We start from the raw sequence: 21,912 nt of genomic DNA, 5'->3' as shown, positions 1-21,912 counted from the left end.
AATTGGAGGATAAGGTTAATGCTGTCAGAAGAAGAGGGTAAATTTCTGGTAAAACTTGCAAAAAATGTCATTGAAGCTTTTATTAATGAAAGAAAAAAATTAGAAGTTCCTGAAGACACGCCTGATACTTTAAAGGAAGAAATGGGAGTATTTGTTACTTTAAGCAAAAATGGTCTGCTTAGAGGATGTATTGGATATTGTGAACCCATAGAACCTCTTGTTAATGCTGTAATAGATGTTGCTATTTCTGCAGCAGTTAACGATCCGCGGTTTTCACCGGTAAAAGCAAGCGAGCTTGATGATCTTGAAGTAGAAGTTAGCGTGCTTACAAAACCAGAACTTATAGAAGTTAAAAAGCCTGAAGAATACATGGACAAAATTAAAATAGGTGAAGACGGACTTATTATAGAAAGAGGACCTTACAAAGGTCTTTTGTTACCCCAGGTTGCTGTAGAATGGGGATGGAATGTTGAAGAATTTCTGTACAATACATGTGTGAAAGCAGGGCTCACTGCTGATTGCTGGATTTATCCTGACGTTAAGATTTATAAATTCAGTTCTCAAATATTCCATGAATAGGGGTAAACATCTAAAAAAAATGAATTATTTTGGAAAGAATTATTTTGGAAAGTTTTATTTGATTTCCAGCTTGAAGCTTTCCTCTTTCTCAAGCTTTGGCGCCCTAACAGTTAAAACGCCATTTTTAAAGGTTGCTTCTGCATCATCAGCTATGATCTTTTTAGGGAACCTCACAGTTCTCCTTATTACACCAGATTTCCTGTCATGAAGCGTTATGTATCTTCCCTGTTCCATTTCAAGCTCGATATCGAAATCGGCCTTGACTTTAAGCTTGGTTTCAGTTATCCTTAGCTCGATATCTTCTTTTTTGATTCCGGGTAAATCAACGTGAACGATAACGTCATCATCAGTTTCAATTATGTCCTTACCTGGAACAAAGGTGTAGTCAACAACAGACTTTTCCAGATCAGTTTTTATTGCGTCTATTGTCCTGGAAGTGTCTTCCAGCATTCTTTCAATCAAACCTTTCCTGTCTAAAATACTTCTTTTTCTATGTCTTTCATGTGTCATTTTTTGGCCTCATTTTTTGAGTCATTATTATATTCCTTTAATATGGTATATATAATTTCCCCTCTCAGGTGTTTAGATAAAAAACAGGTAAAATCCTAAAAATTAGAATTTTTCAGGCTGAGTCAGCACGCCTTCCAACGATTTTAGAAGCACCATAAACAGAATCATCTTTAATGTAAAATCCGCTCTTTAAGTCCTCAAAATCACCAAAATGTATGTTTTTACTTTAAACTCGGGACATAAATTTAATTATATCCTTTGAACTTATTACTCCAACAATTTTTTGCTTCCTGAGCTCACTAACCACATAAAGATGGTGTATCCTATGCTCCACCATAATTAAACCTGCCTTCTCAAGTGGAGTAACTGGATTTACAGTGATTGTATCTGTTACCATTATATCTTCAGCTTTTAAGTCATCCATGTTTTCTGTGTAATGTTTCAGCACATCTATGTCTGTTATTATTCCCCAGTATGTACCGTTTTCATCCACCACAACCACAGATGAAATCTTATTATTATCCATTAATTTAATTATATCCTCTAAAGAGTCGTCTAACATTGCCGTATAAACTCCTCTACTCATTACATCTCTTACCACATACTCTGAAAGCATATTTTCACCTTTTTTTTTCATGCCTGAAAAAATTATAAATTTACACTGTTATTTTTATTTAATATTATTTATATATTGGGACAAAGTTACCTGGTGCTGGTTGCATTCTCCAATTCTTTAAATAATTAATATATCCTCCTGTTTTGTACGAATCTCGAATATTATTACTTTGAATCATTACATAATGGCTTATGAACCCTTATGAGTGCATTTTTTAATTTCTCTCTTTCTTCAGAGGTTGAATTGGGCATTACATGGGCACCTATAAAAATATTACTTCTAAAACCAGCTTCTTTAAACCAGCATTCGTATTTTGGGTGGCTAAGATAGGATTCTTTTTCAGATAACTCGTTAGATTCACATAAATATATTATTTGATACCCCTCCGGATTATTTTCAGGATCTGGTCTCGTCATGATAGCGTAGATTGCAGGAAAACTCAGTGGATTCCATTCTTTAATAGGATGGGGACCATCAAATAATCTGCTGCTAATTTCTATGCTCATAAAACTCCTCTTTACTAATTATTAATATATTTTTGCTTTAAATGGTTATATAACAACAACTTTTTTACCCAGGTTACCTGCAGCTTTCACAAAATCAGTTGTATCCACATCTGGAAAGGTGTCAACAATACATATATCAAATTTTTCATCTAAAAGTTCTTCTAATTCTCTTATATCCAGAGAATAAGCTTTAAAATTCTTACCTCCTGCCACAACATCTCTTTTTGGGTTCCAGAAGTCCACAGGAAATCCGTTAGCCTCAATATTTATCGCTGCCATTCTTACTGCTGGAAGCCAGAGGTCATTAAAAACAACGCTTCGTGCTCCGGCTTTAAGGCAGGTAATACCAAGTGTTCCAGGGCCACAGGTGCAGTCAAGAACAGAAGGGTCATCATATTTATCCAGAACTTTCTGAAGAATTTCAATTTTAGGTGATTTGACTTTAGGAAATTCTATATGTACTTTACCCTGATATTTGTGGATACATAATGCTCCATATGGTGTTTGAACAATATCACACCGAATATCGCATCCTGCAAGGAGTTCATATACATTAGGATTATAATTAACGTCTTTTATACCTACAGTTTCTCTTAAGTCTCCTTTAAGTACTCCTTTAACTTCTCTGATTTCATTTAATATTCTTTGAGCACACTCTTTGGTCACTTCATCAGACAGTATTACCATGGAATTTTCAGGTAAGTATGGTGCAGAATCAAGTGGAAAAGCAGGAGTTATAAGGGGGGTGCAGGTATTTCTAAGACTGGATTTTTCATCTTTTACTCCTTCTTCAATCATTATTTTTAATAAATGGGCAATAACTACGTCAAGATGTCTTTTACCACAATTACAGCTTCCAAAACCGGCATCTATTTTATTGAGGTTCAATTGATGTTTTAATGGGGAAAATTTCCTTAATTTCAGGAGTTCACATTCAGCACATGGACTGTAAAATAATTCAATTTCCTTCAAGACTGCGGATGCTGGCTTTATACAAGTACTCCCACACCTGCATTTAATTTCCATATGCTTAAATATGGGATGTTGTGATATAAATATGCAGCCATGCATTAAGTGAGTTAGATGAAAAATAAGCGTAAAGAAATACTCAGGGATCTTTTAGGAGAATTCGGGTCTGGTGATGTAGACAAGGAAGATGAAGAACCATCAGAAGAAAAAACCTATGAAAAACCGGTTGAAAAGTCTAAATATGTTCCAGAATTGGAAGCTGAAGAAGATTTGCAATTAAATTCTTATTATCGTAGAAGCAAAGTAGAAGAACATGAATCATCTGAATCATATCTTCCCCGTGAAATTAAACGTAAAAAAGAAAGGTCATTATTTTTTGATGATAATGAAGATGGATACATGCTGGACTCTATTATGGGAAGGGAACCTGCAGTGGAAAAGGTTATAACTAAACCCAAAAGACAGCCTAAAAAGATAAAGAAGATGACCGGAGGAATAAAGGCAGAAATTGTTGAAGATGGCATGATCCCTTCTTACAATGTTAACGTACCTAAATTCACGGGACGTGAAAGACAATTACTCAATGAAATACGTGAAAAACTTGTTGATGTTGCTGTTTCCCAGGGTGAAAACTTTAAAATTGATGAAAGCTCTTTTATTGAGGAAGTTAAAGAATTCCTGAAAATGAAGGGCGTTAGAGATACTGATAAGCTTGCTACACAAATTTCTCAGGAAATGCTTGGATATGCACAACTTGACCCTATGATTAAGGATGATGATCTGGAAGAAATAATGGTCATAGGTACCGACAGGCCTGTTTTTGTTTATCACAGAAAAATTGGGATGATGCAGACAAATGTTGTTTTTGACGAAGACTCAGATGTAAAAGCAATTATAGATGTAATTGCAAGACAGGTAAACCGTAGGATAGACCAGCAAACACCTATTCTGGATGCCAGACTGGCTGATGGTTCAAGGGTAAATGCTACTATCCCCCCCGTATCTGCAGATGGATCAACATTAACAATACGTAAATTCCGTAAAGATCCACTTACTGTAATTGATTTAATTAATTTTAAAACACTTTCACCTCACTTAGCAGGATTTTTATGGGTATGTGTAGACGGCCTTGGAGTTAAACCATGCAATGCTATTATAGCAGGAGGTACTGGTTCAGGTAAAACCACAACTCTGAATACTGTAACATCATTTACACCTCCGCGTGAGCGAATAATTACCATAGAAGATACTTTAGAGCTGCAGCTTCCCCACAATCATGTTTTGCGTATGGAAACTCGCCCTCCAAACATTGAAGGAAAGGGAGAACTGGACATGGACACCTTAGTTAAAAATTCCCTCAGACAGAGGCCAGATCGTGTAATTGTAGGTGAGGTAAGGGGAAGAGAAGCAATAACTCTTTTTACAGCTTTAAACACCGGACACTCTGGATTTGGTACGCTTCACTCCAACACTGCAAGAGAAACTATCACCAGGCTTATAAATCCTCCAATGAATGTTCCAAGCATTATGATCCCTGCACTGGACTTTATAATAATGCAGAACAGAATGTACAGACCTGAAGGAGGGTCTATAAGGAGAATCACCGAGGTTGCAGAAATTGTAGGTATGGAAGAAGGTAATGTTCAGCTAAACAGAGTATTTGAATGGAATAATGTTGTTGATAAAGTTGAATATGTTGGAATTGCCAGTCAAACCCTCCGGAAAATGGCCGAACTTAGAGGGATGAGTATTACAGAGATTGAAGAAGAAATAGAAAAAAGAAGACTGGTATTAGAGTACATGGCTGATAACAACATCAGATCGATTGGTGAAGTCGGTAAATGGATACATGAATACTATAGAGACCAGGATGAGGTTTTAGAGAAAATATTATAATTTTCATAATGTGGTGATAAAATGGTATTTGACAGCCTGAAAAGACTTTTTAACATGATTGGCGGAGTAACAATTGATTCAAGTAAAAAGGTAGGGGAAGGGGTTCAAAAGCCTGTAAATAAATTGAGTAACCTTAAATCTCCTGTAGGCAAGCTTGGTAACATGAAATCTATTTCAAGATCTGGAAGCAAGAGATTTGCACCTCAAAAAACATCACCACGAGTCATAGAAAGAATGCAGATGGATAAAGATGAGATTCAAATGTTTAAAGAACTCATCGACAAAAAATACGAGAAAAAAGATAAATCTAAGGAAGAAAAGGCTAAAATGGATGTGTATCACAAAGCTGCACTTGAAGAAATCCTTAAAGAAGAGGAAAAAGAAAGTTTAGACCCTAAACTGATTATGGGTATGGGTGCAGTTTCATTTGTAGTTGTAATGGTTTTAATGGTAGGTATGGGTTTTGGAATTGAAACTGGCCTGATTTTTGGAATGCTCATACTGTTTATGGCAGGTATAATTGTTTTCTTACCAAAACTTCAAAGCGGAAAACGTTCATCAGAAGCTTCAAGAGAGCTGCCGTTTGCTTTAAGGCAGATGGCAACAGAACTTAGAGCAGGTCTTGGACTTCATGAAAGTATGAGATCAGTGGCTTTATCTGGATACGGCCCGCTTTCTGAGGAATTTGCACGTACCTTAGAAGAGATACGATATGGGGAAACAACAGAAAATGCTCTGGTTGATATGAGTGAACGTATAAATTCAGAAGGTCTAAAAAGAGCAATTTATCAGATAACAAGAACTCTATCCAGTGGAGGAGACCTTTCACGGACATTAAACGTTATAGCAGAAGATACTGCTTATGAAATGAGGATGAAGCTAAAAGATTATGCCCAGAAATTGAATTCATTCACCATGATATATATGTTCGTTGCTATTTTAGGACCTGTAATTTTCATGATCATGCTAATTGCAGCATCAACTGTTATGGGGCCTGTGATTCCTCCAATGCTTCTTTTAGTACTGTATTTATTCCTGTTTCCTATGATTGTTGGATTCATGGCGTTCATGATTAAAAGGCTGGAGCCTCAACTATAAATTTAAATAACATAACGTGTAATTTCCAGCCCCACTATGAATAATATGGTGATTGCAATAAATGTATAATCTTTCAAATCTAATTTTTCATTATCTTTGTATAAATTAGAATTTTCAGAGTATCCTCTGCTTAACATGCTGAAATATACTTTTTCGCCCTGTTCATAAGATCTAAGGAACATCATACCTATAGTTTCACCTACCTTCCTTAATCTCCACATATAAGCAGTCTTTTTACTTCTTATGTCAAAACATCTTGTTTTTTGAGCATTGTGTATACGTCTTAACTCTTCGTAGAAGAAGAAAAGATATCTCAATGTTAAACTTAGAAGCATTGAAAATTCACGGGGTACACCAAGTTTACGTGCAGAATTAATAAGTTCCTGCATTGGAGTTACAGATGAAAGGAGCACAATTGCAGTAATACAAATAATTATTCGTGAAAAGAGTAGTAAACCAAAATCTAAACCCTGCTGTGTGATCTCTATTCCAAACGGTAACATGTATAATACTGTTCCATCTTTGATAAAAAGTTGAAATAGTGCAATTACTCCTCCAAACGGCAAAATCAGTACTATCCTTTTAAAGGCATAGCTTAAAGAAATATGAGACATCAGTATTAACGCTATCAGATAAAGTTCCATCACTGATAACGCAATTACAGCGGTTGTGTATACTGCATACACAATAATTAACATGCATGAAATAATTTTTATCCTGCCATCTAATGAATGTAGCGTGCTTGATTTCCTTGTCTGCATTTCAATGCTTGAAATATTCATTATTTATTCCCCTCAACCAATCATAAAATAAAGAAAGAATCATGTACTTCCCTCATCTTTCTTTTTAAGAACCTTACCCAGACCAAATGCAATTCCAAGAACAAGTAAAGTTCCAAGAACCAGAGATATCACTCCACCTGCAGGATTTTCTTCACCAAGAGCAGGAATGGTGTAGTCTGGGAAAGGTGATTCCAAAAGGGGATCTGTCTGGTGATGCTCCATCACTTTTTCTATGGTGCTGTCTAAACCATCTGGATTAGAAGATGCTAAAAATGGTGCAAGAACCGCTATTAGTATGACGATTGCAAGTCCACCCAATAGAAACTTTTTGTTTTCAGGACTCATTTTGAGGGCACCCCACCTTTGCTTTCCAGTGAGAATAGATCAGGCCTCACATTCTGTATGGATAAGACCACAGCTAAGGTAATTGCACCTTCAATAATCCCAATTATTGCATGGAATCCTCCCATATAGAAAAGACCCAGGTCAAGGGGGAAAGCACCAGCTACTGTAAGTTCAAATGCAGCAGCAATTGCAGCTATAAATATTGATGCCCATCCTGCAATAAATACTGCAAACTTTTTATTAACCTTTTTAAGTGATTTGTATCCATAGTATCCTGCAAATCCCCCTACAACTCCCATGTTGAATATATTCACGCCTAAGGCAGTTATTCCCCCATCTCCTGCCAGTAATCCTTGAAGTATCAATACTATTGATAAAACAAGAACTGCTGCCCATGGACTGCCGAATATAATTGCCACTAAAGCTGCTCCCATCATATGTCCGCTTGTTCCAAAGGGAATGGGAATATTCATAGCCTGTATAGCGAAAATACCTGCAGATAAAACAGCTAATAATGGAATAAACCTTTCATCAAGATTATTTCTTGCCCATCTTAGGGCTAAAATTAAAGCAATAAACGATATAGCATAATAAACTAACCATTGTGGAAATGGAACTAAACCATCTGGTATATGCATTCTTTAAATCCTCCTTTATTTTATAAAAAGAACTTACTATTTTTTATAATATAAACCTTTTCGTAAGTATTACTAAAAGCCTGATTTTTTAAAAAATTGTAATAAAAAAGTAATATTAAAGGCCTGTTTTCATTGAAAATTGTAATAACTCCTTCTTAAAAAGATGCATAAAATGGGAATGTGATTTAGTGAAAATAAAGTTCATTACTTATAAATCACGTATTTTCAAAATTTTTATAATAAACTTTATATAATGTAAGGCCCACATTTTAAAATATCATTATAAATCATTAATAATTTGGTGATAATTGTGGTGCAAAGACCTGAACTTTTTTCATCAGATAGATGCATCATTTGCAGAAAATAGGGAATGGTTTAAATATCCTGAAAAATTAAGAGAAAAAAGACTTAAATGAAATATTAATAGAATCATGATCTGGAGGAAATTTAATGTTTGATGATATACCTGTTGATGTTAGTCCAATGCATGAAGGAGAACGTATAAGATCAGCGAACATGTTTGTTGAACTTGCGGGGCCAAAATCTTCTGGCGCAGAGCTTGTACAAGTAGCTGAAGACATTGAAGACCGAGTATTAGAAGTAGTAGGGCCAGAGTTATCTGAAATGTCTGAAGGTGAAATACATCCCTTTGGAATATTTATACAAATTCAAGGAGAGAAACTGGAAAAAGAGCTTGAAGGAGTTATAGAGAGACGGGTACATGAACTCTGTAACTATGTAAAGGGATTTATGCACCTAAACCAGAGAGACCAGATATGGTGCCGTGTAAGTAAAGAGGCTGTTGAAGCAGGTTTTAAGCTTGAACACCTTGCAAAGGCACTTTCAATTCTCCTTAAAGAAGAGTTCCCCATAATAGAAAAGATAGCTGTAAGTGTATTTACAGAAGAAAGTGATGTAGAATCATTCATTGAAACAGCAAGAGCAGCATATGATGTTCGTGATGCAAAAGCAAGGGAACTAAGTGATGAAGACGTTGATGTGTTTTATGGCTGTGTAATGTGTCAATCGTTTGCACCAAGCCATGTTTGTGTGGTTACACCTGATAGAACAGCCCTATGTGGGGCTATAAACTGGTTTGACTGCAGAGCAGCAGCTAAAATGGATCCAGAAGGGCCAATATTTGAAGTAACAAAAGGTGAAGTTTTAGATACAGAAAAAGGAGAATACAGCGACGTAAATGCCATGGTATCAGATAGATCACAGGGTATGGTCGATAGAGTATATTTGCACAGTGTATTTGAATATCCACACACATCATGCGGATGTTTTGAAGCTGTAGCGTTTTATATACCTGAACTTGATGGAATAGGGATTGTAGATCGTGACTTTAGAGGAGAAACTCCACTTGGAATTCCATTTTCAGCAATGGCTGGTCAATGTTCTGGTGGAAAACAGATAGAAGGATTTACAGGCCTCAGTATGGGATATATGAGATCTCCTAAATTTTTACAGGCAGACGGCGGTTACGGGAGAGTAATATGGATGCCGAAGGAAATAAAAGATTCCCTTACTGAATTCATTCCCGAAGACTTAATAGGGAAGATTCCAACTGAAGAAGATGCAGGAAGCATTAAAGAAATCAGAAAGTTCTTAAGAGAACATGAGCATCCAGTAATGGAAAGATTACAGCAGGTAAAAGAGGAAGTAGTAGAATCCGAGACAGTTGAAGAAGTTTCAGATGAAGGTCGAATGGTCGGCGCTCCCTCAGCTCAAGTTGCTTATGCTCCAGAACTTTCAATGCCTGCAGGCGGCGGAGTAAAAATTATACTTAAAAACGCAAAAATCTACGCTGAAAAGGTAATAATCAGGAAAAAATAAAAGGGGTAGATTGGTGATAATAGCAGTAAGCGGAAAAGGAGGAACAGGAAAAACACTTATATCCTCTCTTTTAATCAAATATTTAACTGGGAGCAATAAAGATATACTGGCAATAGATGCAGATCCTGACTCCAACCTGCCAGAAGCCCTGGGAATAGAGGTAGAGCGTACAGTTGGTGATGTCCGGGAAGAACTCAAAAAAGACACCGCCGCAGGTAATATCCCACAAGAAGCAAATAAATGGGACATACTTGATTATAAAATCATGGGATCTGTAATTGAAACTCCTGAATTTGACCTTCTGGTAATGGGAAGACCTGAAGGAAGTGGATGCTACTGTGCTGTAAATAACATGCTTCGAAAAATCATCGAAACACTTTCATCAAACTATGACCTCATAGTGATCGATACAGAGGCAGGCCTTGAACATTTAAGCAGAAGAACTACTCAAAATGTTGATATCATGCTTGTAGTTACAGACACGTCAAAAAGAGGTATTTTAACAGCGCAAAGAATTGGAGAGCTTTCAAAAGAACTGGATATAAGTTTTGATGAATCATATCTAATTGTAAACAGGGTTAAACCAGGAAAAGAAGATGAAATACTTAAAAAAGTAAGCGAAACAGGATTAAATGTTATTGGAACAGTATATGAAGACGAAATTGTTTCCAAATATGATTTAGAAGGAAAACCTTTAATTAATCTTCCAGATGATTCCAGTGCAGGTACTGCTATATCAAAGATAATAAAAGATTTGAATTTAAAGTGATGATTTTTAGAATTATATGGATAAAGGATGTGGGTAAATGGATAAAATAGCACAACTTCTTAAACTGCTTGAAAACACAGATACTATAGAATTAAATGAGTTTAGAATGGATTTTGAAGAACTTGAACTGCATTTAATGCCTGCAGTCCAGCAAGTTGTCGGGCAGGTCCAAAAGCAGGTTCAACAGGCTGAGATTGTCAAAGAAGCAATAGTGGCTGAAGAATTTAAGCCTCCAATTCATGATTACCAGGGTGAAGTAGCAGAAGTTCAACTCGGCGCTGGTTCAAGAAAACCAGTATTTTTAGGGGGACAGAAAGCACTATACCGATTTGAAGAACCGCAACCAAATCCTCCAGTTGTAACTTTCGATGTTTTTGATATTCCGATGCCTGGACTACCAAGACCAATAAGAGAGCATTTTGAAGATGTGATGGAGCACCCTGGAGATTGGGCTAAAAAGGCGGTTAAAAAATTTGGTGCAAACATGGTGACAATACACCTTATTGGAACAGGTCCAAAGGTCATGGATAAAACTCCAAGGGAAGCTGCAGCAGATATTGAAGAAGTACTGCAGGCTGTAGATGTGCCTCTTGTAATAGGTGCTTCAGGGGACCCTCAAAAGGATCCGATCGTGCTTGAAGCAGCTGCTGCAGCTGCAGAAGATGAAAGATGTCTTCTTGCATCAGCTAACCTTGACCTTGACTACAGAAAAGTTGCAAAAGCAGCAGTAGATTACAATCACGCTGTTCTTTCATGGGCGATCACTGATATAAACATGCAGAAAACACTTAACAAGTACCTTATGAAGGAAGGATTAACCCAAAATGACATCGTAATGGACCCAACAACATGTGCACTTGGTTATGGTATTGAATTTTCAATAGATGTTATAACCAGAACAAGACTGGCCGCACTTAAGGGAGATACAGATTTACAGATGCCTATGTCTTCTGGAACAACTAATGCATGGGGATCTCGTGAAGCATGGATGAAAAAAGAGGAATGGGGACCAACAGATTACCGGGGACCAATCTGGGAAATTGTAACCGGGCTAACGCTGATGCTTTGCGGCGTGGATATTTTTATGATGCTTCACCCTCAATCAGTGAAAATGCTTAGAGAAATTGGAGAAACATTTACAAAAGAATATATGACCACAGAAGTTCCTGATATATCAAACTGGGTCAGCCAACTGGAATAAAAGGAGGTTAAAAAAATGGCTGTTACAGCAATGGATGTTTACAGACTACTTCCAAAAACAAACTGTGCAAAATGTGGAGAGGCCTCATGCATGGCATTTGCCACCAAACTTTCACAAAAGGAAATAGACCTTGAATTATGTACACAACTTGCAGCAGGTGAATTTGATAAGCTTGCAGATTTACTCGCACCTGCAGTTCGTGAAATAACAATTGGTAAAGGCGCTAAAGCCATGATAATTGGTGGAGATGAAGTTCTTTACAGATACGAATTAACTTATTACAATCAGACCCCTCTTGTAATCGATATAACTGATGATATGGATGAAACAGCATTCGATGAAAGGGTTAAAAAAATAGAAGAAACCCAGTTTGAAAGAACAGGAGAATTACTTACTCTTGATGGTATAGCTCTTAGAAACAAATCTGGAGATGCTGCAAAATTCAAGGAAGCAGCAGAAAAGCTTAAAAGTTCCAGCCTGGCATTAGTGTTATGTTCTTTTGATGCTGATGCAATGAAAGCTGCCCTTGAAGCTGTTGGGGACGAACATCCGTTGATTTATGGTGCAACTGAAGACAACATTGAAGAAATGGCAGCACTGGCACTTGAATACGACTGTCCAGTAGCACTCTTTGTACCAAACGACCTTGAAAAAATGAAGGAACTTTCAAGGACATTAAGGGATAAGGGAATTAAAGATATTGTTCTTGACCCTGGTACATATGTAGGTGCTGGAATTGGGGATACTTTAGATGATTTCATCATGATAAGAAGACTTGCTGTAGAAGAACGTGATGAAGACTTCAGATTCCCAATAATGGGAGTTCCAGCGCTCACATGGCTAAACACAGAAGAAGATGAAGTTAACACTGCAATAAAAGAAGCAACAATTGCAGCAACGCTTATAAATAAATACGCTGACATAATGATAATTCATGGGACTGAAATATGGGAGCTAATACCTGTTTTAACATTAAGACAGAGTATTTTCACCGATCCAAGGAAACCTCAAGCAGTGGACGCCGGAGTATATGAGATTGGTGAAGTTAACGAAGATTCTCCTGTAGCTTTAACCACAAACTTTGCACTTACCTATTATACAGTTGAAGGAGATTTAAAATCAGGAAATGCAAACAGTTACCTTTTAGTGCTTGACACTATAGGAAGAGCCGTAGATGTGGCTGTAGCTGGTGGCCAGTTCACTGGTAAAGCTGTTGCAGACTTAATAAAAGAATCTAAAATTGAAGACAATGTGAAAACCAGAAAAATGGTAATTCCAGGTCTTGCAGCCCCAATAAGCGGTGAAATTGAAGATGACACTGGATGGGAAGTAGTCGTAGGTCCAAGGGACTCATCAGCACTTGCAGATTTCCTTAAAGAAAAAGTATAACTATAAATATAAACAGGTAAGCATCCTGGAAGTATTTTCGGGGCGTTAAAAACAGTATGTTTTTAACAGCCCTTGAAAACAGAATGTTCGCATAAGTAGGCTAATTTTTAATATTTTGATACTTTTTGTCTTTTTAAAACATATTATAATAGATCAAAATTGCAGGTAAAATTAAAACTCCCATTAAATTCGATTTATTCACCCCAACGTAATGTGGCAGTAATCCAAGCGAAATCGCTGTAATATACACAATTACCATGTACATTATATTAGCATGATACCATAGCGAAAATGCCACCATTAAAATGCTCATAAATATGATTACAATCCATGTAACTTTTTCATAATTTATTTTCTCTATTGACTCACTAACCATATCCCCTATTTTTAAACATAAAACTAAGGAAATTGAAACCGCTGTCAGTGCTGTGAAGGTGAAAAATATGAGGTGATTAAAATCAAAAGTCTGAATAATGTTTTCAACATAAACTGCAATTCCACTTCTTGGATTTCCGATTAAATAAATCATCACAAGTGAAAATAATGTATCGGATGTGTTAACTCCGCTTACAGCAACGAGAAATCCTTCTCTGTTACTTTCAGAGTCTCCGCTCCCACTTAACTCCTGGGCAATTAAGCTTCCCTGTGCCGGGCCAAGTCCTGGTAAAAATCCGAGGATGGTTCCTGCAAGTCCTCCTGCGAAAATTCCCCTTAAAATAGTAGAGTTAATTTTAAAATTATGAAATCTGTTTTGTGTTGGGACAAATGAGCTTTCAGAAAGACTGTAAAGCAAGGTACTAACCCCAAATAGCCCTGTAAAAATGCATAAAAGTGAAACATTGGGAGATACAGGTAAATTAAACATTATATAACCCATTATTCCAGAAAGCAGAAATAGTGTCATTGACCATAGAAATGATTTTAAATCGTTATTCAACCGTATAAACATGTAAATAACAACAATTACAAGTAAAATCCATGTATATGGTTTAATTAAGCTGTATATTGCCGGTAAAATCATCATAAAAACAGGTAGTAATATAATTGCCACTAAAATTGCCCCAAATCCCCCAACTGCAGCTAATCTTACTGCTTCTTTTCCCCTTCCCTGAATTACCATTTTATGTCCTGGTAAAATAGATAAAACCGTTCCTTCCTCTGGAACTCCTAAAAACATGGAAGGTATAAATTCAAGCAAAGCATGTGAAATAGCCATTGAAATTAGAAAAACACAGAGAACCTCAGGAGAATAGGAAGTCAAAAGAAAGGGAGAAGATGTAAAAACGAATGCCCCCACTGTGTTAACATGAATTCCCGGTATCAGTCCAGTTATTGTCCCGCATAGAACACCTGTTAAGCATACTATGATTAGATCAAACAATTTCCCCGCGCTCCACACATGATGTGATTATTAACTAACAAAGAGTTAATAATAAATATGATACTTGTCAACTCCACACCATATAAAATTATGTGTTATTAAGAGGTAACTCAGGCTATTAATGTGAATAATGAATCAAAACATGTGGTTAAGCAAGGATATCCAGAAAGAAACCCGATTTTTTCCATGATTTTCAGGGCCGCAGAACATAGTTCTGCAGGCTCTTGTGGAGCAAGAGGTAATTCACGTCCAGGAGTAAATATTCCATGAAATGAAAAATCCGCTGCATTTACCTTTTAAATCCTCTGTCAACTGGAGTAAAAGCACTTTATCATTTGTATCTCCAGGTACTTTCACTATCATTTTATTTTCTTCCTTTTCAATACTTAAAACATTATATCCATTAAGATCTATGTTTTCTAAAGGATCAACAATGGTTATTTCATGGAATTCGGTGTTTGTTCCTATTAAACCAAGGGAAACTCTTAGAATAATGAGTAAAAGTATTATTATCACTGGTTTTGAGATGTATTTAGGAGAAAATGGTTTTTTCATGTAATAAACTGATAAAAGAATTAATAAGCCAAGTAGTGCGGGGGTTGAAAATAATCCTCCATCCAGCATTCCAATTAAAGAAATAGTTATGGCAAAGGCAAGTAACACCTTATGAAGATCTCTTTTCTGGCTCAATGCTATTAATCCAGTTAGATAAATCACTGGAAATACTATAAATATGACAAATGCCACTGAAGGAATATACTGTGCAAGTGAAACTCCTGTGTTTATTTGTGAAGGAATAAATACTCCAAAATAGTGAATTAAAGCGCCTAAAATTGATTTAAGTATATGGCTGTGGGTCAAGCTGGTTGTACTTACACTTGAGTTATATGATACAAATATTGTAAAAAGGGAAACGCCGAATTTAGTTCTTATCCAGATTTCAAGGAGAAGTCCAGCTAAATAGGTAAGAAATATGATTATTATCATGAATTTAAGATATTTTTGGCCATCAAATTTTAATAGAGGGCTCAATGATGATATCTTATTTGCAATAATCCCATCTTGCTTAAATAATGGATAAAAGAGCAGCATACTGCCCATAATTCCAAAAAGAATTACGGATTTACCTTCAGATGATCCTTCCAAAAAAGGATAGGTAATGGTTAAAATGATATCATCTAAAAATTTTGTGGCAAACAGTAAGCCTGCAAAGAGAATCATGAAGATTCCAATAATATTCAAAGTTTTTAAGAGCAGAATATCAACTCCAGTAGGTTTCATAAATTTAGATAGTACTGATAAAGCTCAGATAAATTTGATTGATTAATTAATTTAATTATTTTTAGTAATTTATTGTATTATATAAAACTTAAATATGATTTTAGCATAAATTTTTATTGATGAAAATTAAAGGATTCAAAGTTATAGGGGCAATAGCCTTAATTTTAGTTTTTTCAATTCTTTTACTATACAGTTTCAACACTAATACATTTATTCCTCCAGAAAATAACCTAACTTATGAAAAATCTCATTTTGAAAACGTATATGGTAATACAGATGTAGATATTGATAGATTTATAAGTAAAAATCCAGGTAAGAGATTTGCATTCATAATGGGGGTGCACCCTTATGAATGGGAGGCTCATAATGCATTTTATGAAGCTATACGTCAATTTACTTTATTATCTGAATTCAAAGGAGAAATTGATGTTTACTGGGTGCATGTTCCATATGAGGAAGGGAAATTTTATGATCAAGGTAGAAGCACTGGTGAAATATCTACTGCCTCATTTGTTCTCCCCCTCTTAAAAAAAGAGAAATATGACGCAATTTTTGATATTCACAGTGCAATGGAAGGATATCCTTATAAGGGAGATCCACCGTACAAAGGGGGGCCTAAATGGTATTTATATTATTCCCCAAACGATGAAAGCTATAATCTTTCTTATAATATCTCTAAATCACTTGGATGGGTGATAACACTGGATGAAGATGAAGAATATTCAGTTGACAAGGGAGATGATTATAACGAAGATGATGATAGGTATGATATTCGGATTTTGAACCCTATGGGGTTTTCTGGAACTCCTTTTCTGGTTTTGGAATGGGGCTGGTGTAAACCAGAATCTCTTTGGAAAGAGCAGAAGATAATAGATTTAAATGCCACAGATCCTGGAGAGTATGAAGATAAACTGAAACATGCTCTAATATTTTTGGAAAAAATTCAAAATACATAATTTTTCTAATAGGGTATCATAAAAAATATATCGCTATGCTCATTGCAAAGGCAGAAATCAAAGGAATAGGAACGTTATCATCTATAGGGCTGTAAGCTTCAGTTATCGCACCACATAAAGCTCCAAAGAATGCAGGAAGTAATGGAAGCTGAGTTAAAGCTCCAACAAGTGCAACTATGAAAAATGCAGAGGTTCCCACAATTGTTTTTCTTTTATTAAAGGGTAAATGTGTTTTACCGAAACGTTTTCCAAATATAGTGGATGCAGAATCTCCAAAAAGAAGAATAATTATTGCAGCATTTGCAACAGCCATGTTAAACTGGAAAAGGTAGATGGTTAGTATAATTCCAAGGAAAAAGTACACAAATCCTTTTTCATCATTTTTTCTTTTACATCTATTTAAAAGGGCTGAAATAAAGAAGATGTTGTGGTATCTATCTATTCTAAAAAGTATCTCCACAGATATGACTATTACTATACATATAATGATTAAAAGAACAGGATTAATGAACCAGCTTAAAAAAACGATGAAAATACCTGATGCATGAATTAACTGTCTAAGATATTCCTCTTTCATATTATCAGGCCACAATTTGATTATAAATCATTCATGATCATGCCATGAATTTATCTATTACTCCATAGTATGATTCTTTAAGTTCTTCAAGGCTTAAGTCCACTATTTCATCAATAATCAACTTATTTCCTCTAACTTCTCCAATAATTGCTGCAGGTGCATCAATTTTTTCCAGTAATTTTTCTGCAGCTTCACTTTTTACTGTAACAATGAATCTAGCATTGGATTCTGAAAACAGTATTTCAGAAACACTCATTTTGCTGTTTTCTTTAGGTACCTTTGAAGTATCTAAAACTGCCCCTATTCCACCTGAAATAGCCATTTCAGCGACTGCAGTAGCTAATCCACCCGATGAGCAATCATGCACTGCTGTAACTGATCCCTCATTATCATTTCGAATTAATTTTAAAACTGCATTTGCAGATTCAAATTCCATGTCCATATCCACATGCGGAGGTTTACCCTGAACAACTCCATGAATGGTTTTGTGATATTCGGAACCATCTAATTCTGCACCTGTTTTTCCAATAATAATTATTTTATCAGCTTCATTTTTAAAATCCATCGTCTTTATATCTTTTATATCCATTAATCCTGCAACACCCACAACTGGTGAAGGATTTACAGTTACCCCCTCAGTTTCATTATAAAAGCTCACGTTTCCACTTATTACAGGGACATTAAAGCGTTTTGCAATATCTGACATTCCTTTTATGCACTCTTTAAACTGCCAGAAAACATGGGGTTTTTCAGGGTTTCCAAAATTAAGGCAGTCAACTATGCAAACTGGTTCTGCTCCCACCGAAACAACATTCCTGAATGCTTCAGCAACTGCTCCCGCTCCACCATGATATGGATCCAGTTTGGTGTGTATGCTGTTACAGTCTGATGTAAGTGCAATTGCCTTCTCATCGTCAATACGCAGTACTGCTGCATCATCACCCGGTTTAACCACAGTTCTTATCTGTACTTCGTAGTCGTATTGACTGTAAACCCATTTTTTACTGGCAATGTTTGGAGATCCAAGTAATTTTAAAACAGATTCCTGAGGATCAATATCTTCTAATCTCTGATATTCCACAGTTTCATCATCTCCACATCCCTCATCACACGGACTACATGATGCTCTTTCAATTACAGGAGGATCTGCAAGAAGACATGCCCCCACTTTTGCTATAACTTCTCTGTTTTGTTTAATGACCAGATCACTGCTATCTGTAACTTTACCAATTACAGCATGTGGAAGCTCGTATTTTTCAAATATTTCCATTAAAGCGTCTGCATCTTCTGGTTTTACCACGAAAACCATTCTTTCCTGGGATTCAGATAACATGATCTCATAGGGGGTCATTCCCTCCTCTCTTAGAGGAATCTTTGTAAGCTCCACTTCTGCTCCATTCCCGCCTTTAGCAGCCATTTCTGAAACACAACAGGTTAAACCTCCACCACCAAGGTCTTTAAGCCCTACAACATCAATTTTATCTAAAGCTTCAAGTGTAGCTTCTAAAACCATTTTTTTGGTGAAAGGGTCTCCCACCTGGACAGCAGGCCTGTCTTCAAGCTCAGATTCACTGGTAAGTTCTTCAGAAGCAAATGTTACTCCGTGAATACCGTCTCTACCAGTTCTTCCACCCATAAGAACGAAGACGTCTCCCACATTCGGTGCAACGCCTCTTACAATATCTTCTTTTTTAACAAGCCCTGCACAGACCACATTTACAAGGGGGTTAAATTTGAAGTTTTCATCAAATTCAACTTCACCACCCACTGTGGGGATTCCTACCCTGTTTCCATAATCTGAAATTCCTTTTACAACATATTCAAATATATAGCGCGATCTCTGGTCTTCAAGAGGCCCGAACCTTAATGAATCAAGTAATGCAATGGGCATGGCACCCATGGAAATGATATCACGTATTATTCCTCCAATACCAGTTCCAGCACCTCCATATGGCTCAATTGCAGATGGATGATTGTGGCTTTCCATTCCAATAACCAGTGCCAGTTCATCGGTAAGTTCAACAATACCTGCATCGTCTCCAGGCCCTAATATTACTCTTTCACCTTCAGTGGGGAATAAGCTTAATACTGGGCGACTGCTTTTATAGGAACAGTGTTCTGAAAACATTACGTCCAGCATACCTTCTTCTAATAAGTTAGGCTTTCTTCCAAGCTCTTTTTTTATATATTCCTGCTCTGAATCAGTTAATGTCATTTTATCACACCGCACATTTTAGCTTTTATTAATGGTTATCTTCAAATTCTCATCCTCAATTTTCCATTCTTTTGTGTAATCTCCTTCCTGGAAGTCAAATGATAATTCATGGGCCCTTACTTCATGGGAGATAAAATCCACAAATGGCAGGATTAAATTCTTGAATCCTTCATCACATTCAACAAATACAAATATATTGGCCTCTACATCTAAATTTAAATCCTTACGCATGTCCTGAATTCTTCTTATAAGTTCACGGGACATTGCTTCAGATAAAATCTCGTCTGTAACTTCTGTATCTAAAAATACACTACCTGAATTGAAATCAGCACTTACAAGGTTTTCAGGAAGTTCTGTTTCAAATATTATGTCATTTTCTCCAAGTTCTATGGTTTTATCTTCAAGTTCAATTTTGTAAACCCCTTCATTATCCAGATCAGCTTTTATTCTGGCTCCATCAGCTTCAGCAAGATTTTGCATTACTCTGGGAGCATCTCCTCTAAGTTTAGGTCCAAGAGTTTTTAAGTTCGGTTTAGCAATGATTTTAAGATCTTCAAATTCGCTGCTAAATTCTATTTTCTTGGCATTGGCCTGTTCTATTATAACTGCCTTTAGAGATTCAGCAGCATTTAAAACGTTTTTATCTTCCAAAACCACTACTATCTTCTTTACAGGCCATCTAAGCTTGTATCTTGCAACGTCTCTTCCCCTTGCACATGCCTCAATAATATCTCTTACAATATCCATGTTTTCTTCTAAATCCCTGTCGATAAGGTCTTCGTTGAACTCCCAATCTTCCATATGCACGCTCTCTGGAGCATCCTTTTCCACACCTTTAACAAGATTTTGGTAAATTTCATCAGTTATATGGGGAGTTACAGGTGCCATTACTTTAATTAGAAGTTTTAAAGCATTATATAAGGTGTAATAAGCCCCTAACTTGTCAGGATCCTCTTTTTCAACCCATGTACGTCCTCTGATTAGTCTTACATACCATCTACTCAGGTCTTCTAATATGAAGTGATTTATTGCTCTTGCAGCTTTGTGGAGATATAATGAATCAAGAGCTTCTGTAACATCTTTTGAAAGAGAATTAATTCTTGAAGTTATCCATTTATCTTCATCTCGAAGTTTAAGGTCATTTTCAGTGTATAGTGTTGGGTTGAAGTTATCTATAGCCATGTAGGTTGTTGAAAACACGTAAACATTCCACAGTATGTTGAACATTTTAGAAACATTTTTCAGTTCATCCCATGTAAATTTAAGGTCTTCCCATGGTTTGTTTCCCCAGAGAAGGTAAAATCTAAGTATATCTGCTCCATACTGCTCTATAACTTCGTCAGGTTCAACAACATTTCCAAGGGATTTGCTCATCTTTCTACCATCTTCATCAAGGGTAAAACCATGCATTAACACTCGTTTATATGGTGTTTGGTCAAGAGCAATTACTCCACATCCTAATTGTGAATAGAACCATCCTCTGGTCTGATCATGGCCTTCAGTTATAAAATCATAGGGGAACCATTCTTCAAACATTTCCTTTTTCTGGGGATAGTGTAATGCGGCCCATCCGGCGACTCCTGAATCTATCCAGACGTCTAAAACGTCGGGGACACGTTTCATGTCTTTGCCGCACTGACATTCAATGGTAATTTCATCAACATAGGGCCTGTGTATAAAGTCTCCTTCAAGCTTTCCTTCAACAGCACGATCTTTTAATTCATCAATGGAACCTACAACAGTTATTTCTTCGCAGGTTTCACATCTCCAGATTGGAATTGGAATTCCCCAGTATCTCTGTCTTGAAATAGTCCAGTCACGTGCATTTAAAACCCAATCACGGAAACGACTTTCACCAGCCCATTCCGGAATCCATTCAACTTTATCCAATTCAGCAAGCATTTTATCTTTAATTTCAGTGACTTTAAGGAACCACTGCTGTGTTGCAAGGTATATAATTGGAGTTTTACACCTCCAGCAGAACCCATATCTGTGGCTTATTACATCTTCTTTAAGTAGAAAGCCGTGAACATCTAAATCTGCTATTATGTAAGGATCAGCATCTTTTACAAATTCTCCTTCATATTTTCCAGCTTCTTTTTTAAATAATCCTGCCTCATCAACAGGGCAGAATATTGGTAATCCGTACTGTTTACCTATTTCAAAGTCATCAGGACCGTGTCCGGGGGCTGTGTGAACACATCCAGTACCTTCAGTTAATGTTACATGTTCTCCAGGCAAGATCTTATGTTCAAAGTCTTTTTGAACTGGTATCTCCTCTAAAAGAGGATGTTGATATTTTATACCTTCAAGAGATGAACCTTTAACTACTTTAACTATTTCATAGCTTTGATCTTCAAATAAG

Annotated in this window: 21 protein-coding genes; 9 read left to right on the top strand and 12 right to left on the bottom strand. The window is 36.3% G+C overall.

The genetic code is table 11. The features are described 5' to 3' along the window. The first annotated feature begins 18 nt into the window (after positions 1-18). Positions 19-579, top strand: a complete 561-nt coding sequence (locus PQ963_08795; protein MEN4029761.1) for a TIGR00296 family protein — start codon at positions 19-21, stop codon at positions 577-579. Positions 580-633: 54 nt separating this feature from the next. On the opposite strand, the gene PQ963_08790 is transcribed toward PQ963_08795, so the two are convergent. From PQ963_08790 to PQ963_08775, 4 genes are all read right to left on the bottom strand, one after another. After that, positions 634-1,089 (bottom strand): Hsp20/alpha crystallin family protein, encoded by a 456-nt coding sequence (locus PQ963_08790; protein MEN4029760.1) that lies wholly within the window; start codon positions 1,087-1,089, stop codon positions 634-636. 226 nt (positions 1,090-1,315) lie between these two features. After that, complete coding sequence (locus PQ963_08785) at positions 1,316-1,705, bottom strand: CBS domain-containing protein (protein ID MEN4029759.1); 390 nt, start codon at positions 1,703-1,705, stop codon at positions 1,316-1,318. Positions 1,706-1,869: 164 nt separating this feature from the next. Beyond that, a complete protein-coding gene (locus PQ963_08780) occupies positions 1,870-2,211 on the bottom strand; it encodes a hypothetical protein (protein ID MEN4029758.1) in 342 nt (113 codons plus the stop codon). Between the two features lie 45 nt (positions 2,212-2,256). Continuing rightward, complete coding sequence (locus PQ963_08775) at positions 2,257-3,183, bottom strand: class I SAM-dependent methyltransferase (protein MEN4029757.1); 927 nt, start codon at positions 3,181-3,183, stop codon at positions 2,257-2,259. A 111-nt stretch (positions 3,184-3,294) separates the two neighbouring features. Here PQ963_08775 and PQ963_08770 point away from each other — a divergent pair, with 111 nt between their 5' ends. Together PQ963_08770 and PQ963_08765 are read left to right on the top strand one after the other, a co-directional pair. After that, positions 3,295-5,076, top strand: coding sequence for a CpaF family protein (locus PQ963_08770; protein ID MEN4029756.1), 1,782 nt, complete (start codon positions 3,295-3,297; stop codon positions 5,074-5,076). 21 nt (positions 5,077-5,097) lie between these two features. After that, positions 5,098-6,174, top strand: coding sequence for a type II secretion system F family protein (locus PQ963_08765; protein MEN4029755.1), 1,077 nt, complete (start codon positions 5,098-5,100; stop codon positions 6,172-6,174). Positions 6,175-6,176: 2 nt separating this feature from the next. Here PQ963_08765 and cbiQ read toward each other — a convergent pair whose 3' ends face one another. The 3 genes from cbiQ to cbiM are packed head-to-tail and all read right to left on the bottom strand — an operon-like array spanning position 6,177 to position 7,939. After that, a complete protein-coding gene (cbiQ, locus tag PQ963_08760) occupies positions 6,177-6,956 on the bottom strand; it encodes a cobalt ECF transporter T component CbiQ (protein MEN4029754.1) in 780 nt (259 codons plus the stop codon). Positions 6,957-6,995: 39 nt separating this feature from the next. Beyond that, the gene (locus PQ963_08755; GenBank protein ID MEN4029753.1) at positions 6,996-7,301 is read right to left on the bottom strand and encodes a PDGLE domain-containing protein; all 306 of its coding nucleotides are present in this window, start codon (positions 7,299-7,301) and stop codon (positions 6,996-6,998) included. Beyond that, the gene (gene cbiM, locus PQ963_08750) at positions 7,298-7,939 is read right to left on the bottom strand and encodes a cobalt transporter CbiM (protein MEN4029752.1); all 642 of its coding nucleotides are present in this window, start codon (positions 7,937-7,939) and stop codon (positions 7,298-7,300) included. The genes PQ963_08755 and cbiM overlap by 4 nt, the downstream gene beginning before the upstream one ends. 450 nt (positions 7,940-8,389) lie before the next feature. On the opposite strand from cbiM, the gene cdhC reads away from it, so the two are divergent. The 4 genes from cdhC to acsC are packed head-to-tail and all read left to right on the top strand — an operon-like array spanning position 8,390 to position 13,137. After that, positions 8,390-9,778 (top strand): CO dehydrogenase/CO-methylating acetyl-CoA synthase complex subunit beta, encoded by a 1,389-nt coding sequence (gene cdhC, locus PQ963_08745; protein ID MEN4029751.1) that lies wholly within the window; start codon positions 8,390-8,392, stop codon positions 9,776-9,778. Between the two features lie 13 nt (positions 9,779-9,791). Next, complete coding sequence (locus PQ963_08740; protein MEN4029750.1) at positions 9,792-10,547, top strand: AAA family ATPase; 756 nt, start codon at positions 9,792-9,794, stop codon at positions 10,545-10,547. Between the two features lie 37 nt (positions 10,548-10,584). Further along, on the top strand, positions 10,585-11,748 hold the full coding sequence (cdhD, locus tag PQ963_08735; GenBank protein MEN4029749.1) for a CO dehydrogenase/acetyl-CoA synthase subunit delta: 1,164 nt from the start codon (positions 10,585-10,587) through the stop codon (positions 11,746-11,748). A gap of 15 nt (positions 11,749-11,763) precedes the next feature. Continuing rightward, a complete protein-coding gene (gene acsC, locus PQ963_08730; GenBank protein MEN4029748.1) occupies positions 11,764-13,137 on the top strand; it encodes an acetyl-CoA decarbonylase/synthase complex subunit gamma in 1,374 nt (457 codons plus the stop codon). A 133-nt stretch (positions 13,138-13,270) separates the two neighbouring features. Here the strand turns inward: acsC and PQ963_08725 are convergent, their stop codons facing one another. Next, a complete protein-coding gene (locus PQ963_08725; protein ID MEN4029747.1) occupies positions 13,271-14,518 on the bottom strand; it encodes a tripartite tricarboxylate transporter permease in 1,248 nt (415 codons plus the stop codon). A gap of 123 nt (positions 14,519-14,641) precedes the next feature. On the opposite strand from PQ963_08725, the gene PQ963_08720 reads away from it, so the two are divergent. Next, positions 14,642-14,788 (top strand): hypothetical protein, encoded by a 147-nt coding sequence (locus tag PQ963_08720; protein ID MEN4029746.1) that lies wholly within the window; start codon positions 14,642-14,644, stop codon positions 14,786-14,788. Here PQ963_08720 and PQ963_08715 read toward each other — a convergent pair. Further along, positions 14,762-15,799, bottom strand: a complete 1,038-nt coding sequence (locus PQ963_08715) for a hypothetical protein (protein MEN4029745.1) — start codon at positions 15,797-15,799, stop codon at positions 14,762-14,764. The genes PQ963_08720 and PQ963_08715 overlap by 27 nt on opposite strands. Positions 15,800-15,918: 119 nt before the next feature. Here PQ963_08715 and PQ963_08710 point away from each other — a divergent pair, with 119 nt between their 5' ends. Then, positions 15,919-16,755, top strand: coding sequence for a hypothetical protein (locus tag PQ963_08710; protein ID MEN4029744.1), 837 nt, complete (start codon positions 15,919-15,921; stop codon positions 16,753-16,755). Positions 16,756-16,771: 16 nt separating this feature from the next. Here PQ963_08710 and PQ963_08705 read toward each other — a convergent pair whose 3' ends face one another. The 3 genes from PQ963_08705 to ileS all read right to left on the bottom strand — a co-directional run. Next, entirely contained in the window at positions 16,772-17,332 is a 561-nt protein-coding gene (locus PQ963_08705) for an SEC59/DGK1/VTE5 family protein (GenBank protein MEN4029743.1), read from the bottom strand. 37 nt (positions 17,333-17,369) lie between these two features. Next, positions 17,370-19,547 carry a phosphoribosylformylglycinamidine synthase subunit PurL gene (purL, locus tag PQ963_08700; protein MEN4029742.1) on the bottom strand — a complete coding sequence of 726 codons (2,178 nt, stop codon included), beginning with the start codon at positions 19,545-19,547 and terminating at the stop codon, positions 17,370-17,372. Positions 19,548-19,565: 18 nt separating this feature from the next. Then, positions 19,566-21,912: isoleucine--tRNA ligase (ileS, locus tag PQ963_08695; protein MEN4029741.1), on the bottom strand; the 2,347-nt coding region annotated here is incomplete at its 5' end.

This window comes from Methanobacterium sp., assembly GCA_039666455.1.
Taxonomy (GTDB): Archaea; Methanobacteriota; Methanobacteria; order Methanobacteriales; family Methanobacteriaceae; genus Methanobacterium_D.
The sequence above is the reverse complement of the archived record's forward strand: the minus strand, read 5'-3'. Positions and strand labels throughout refer to the sequence as shown.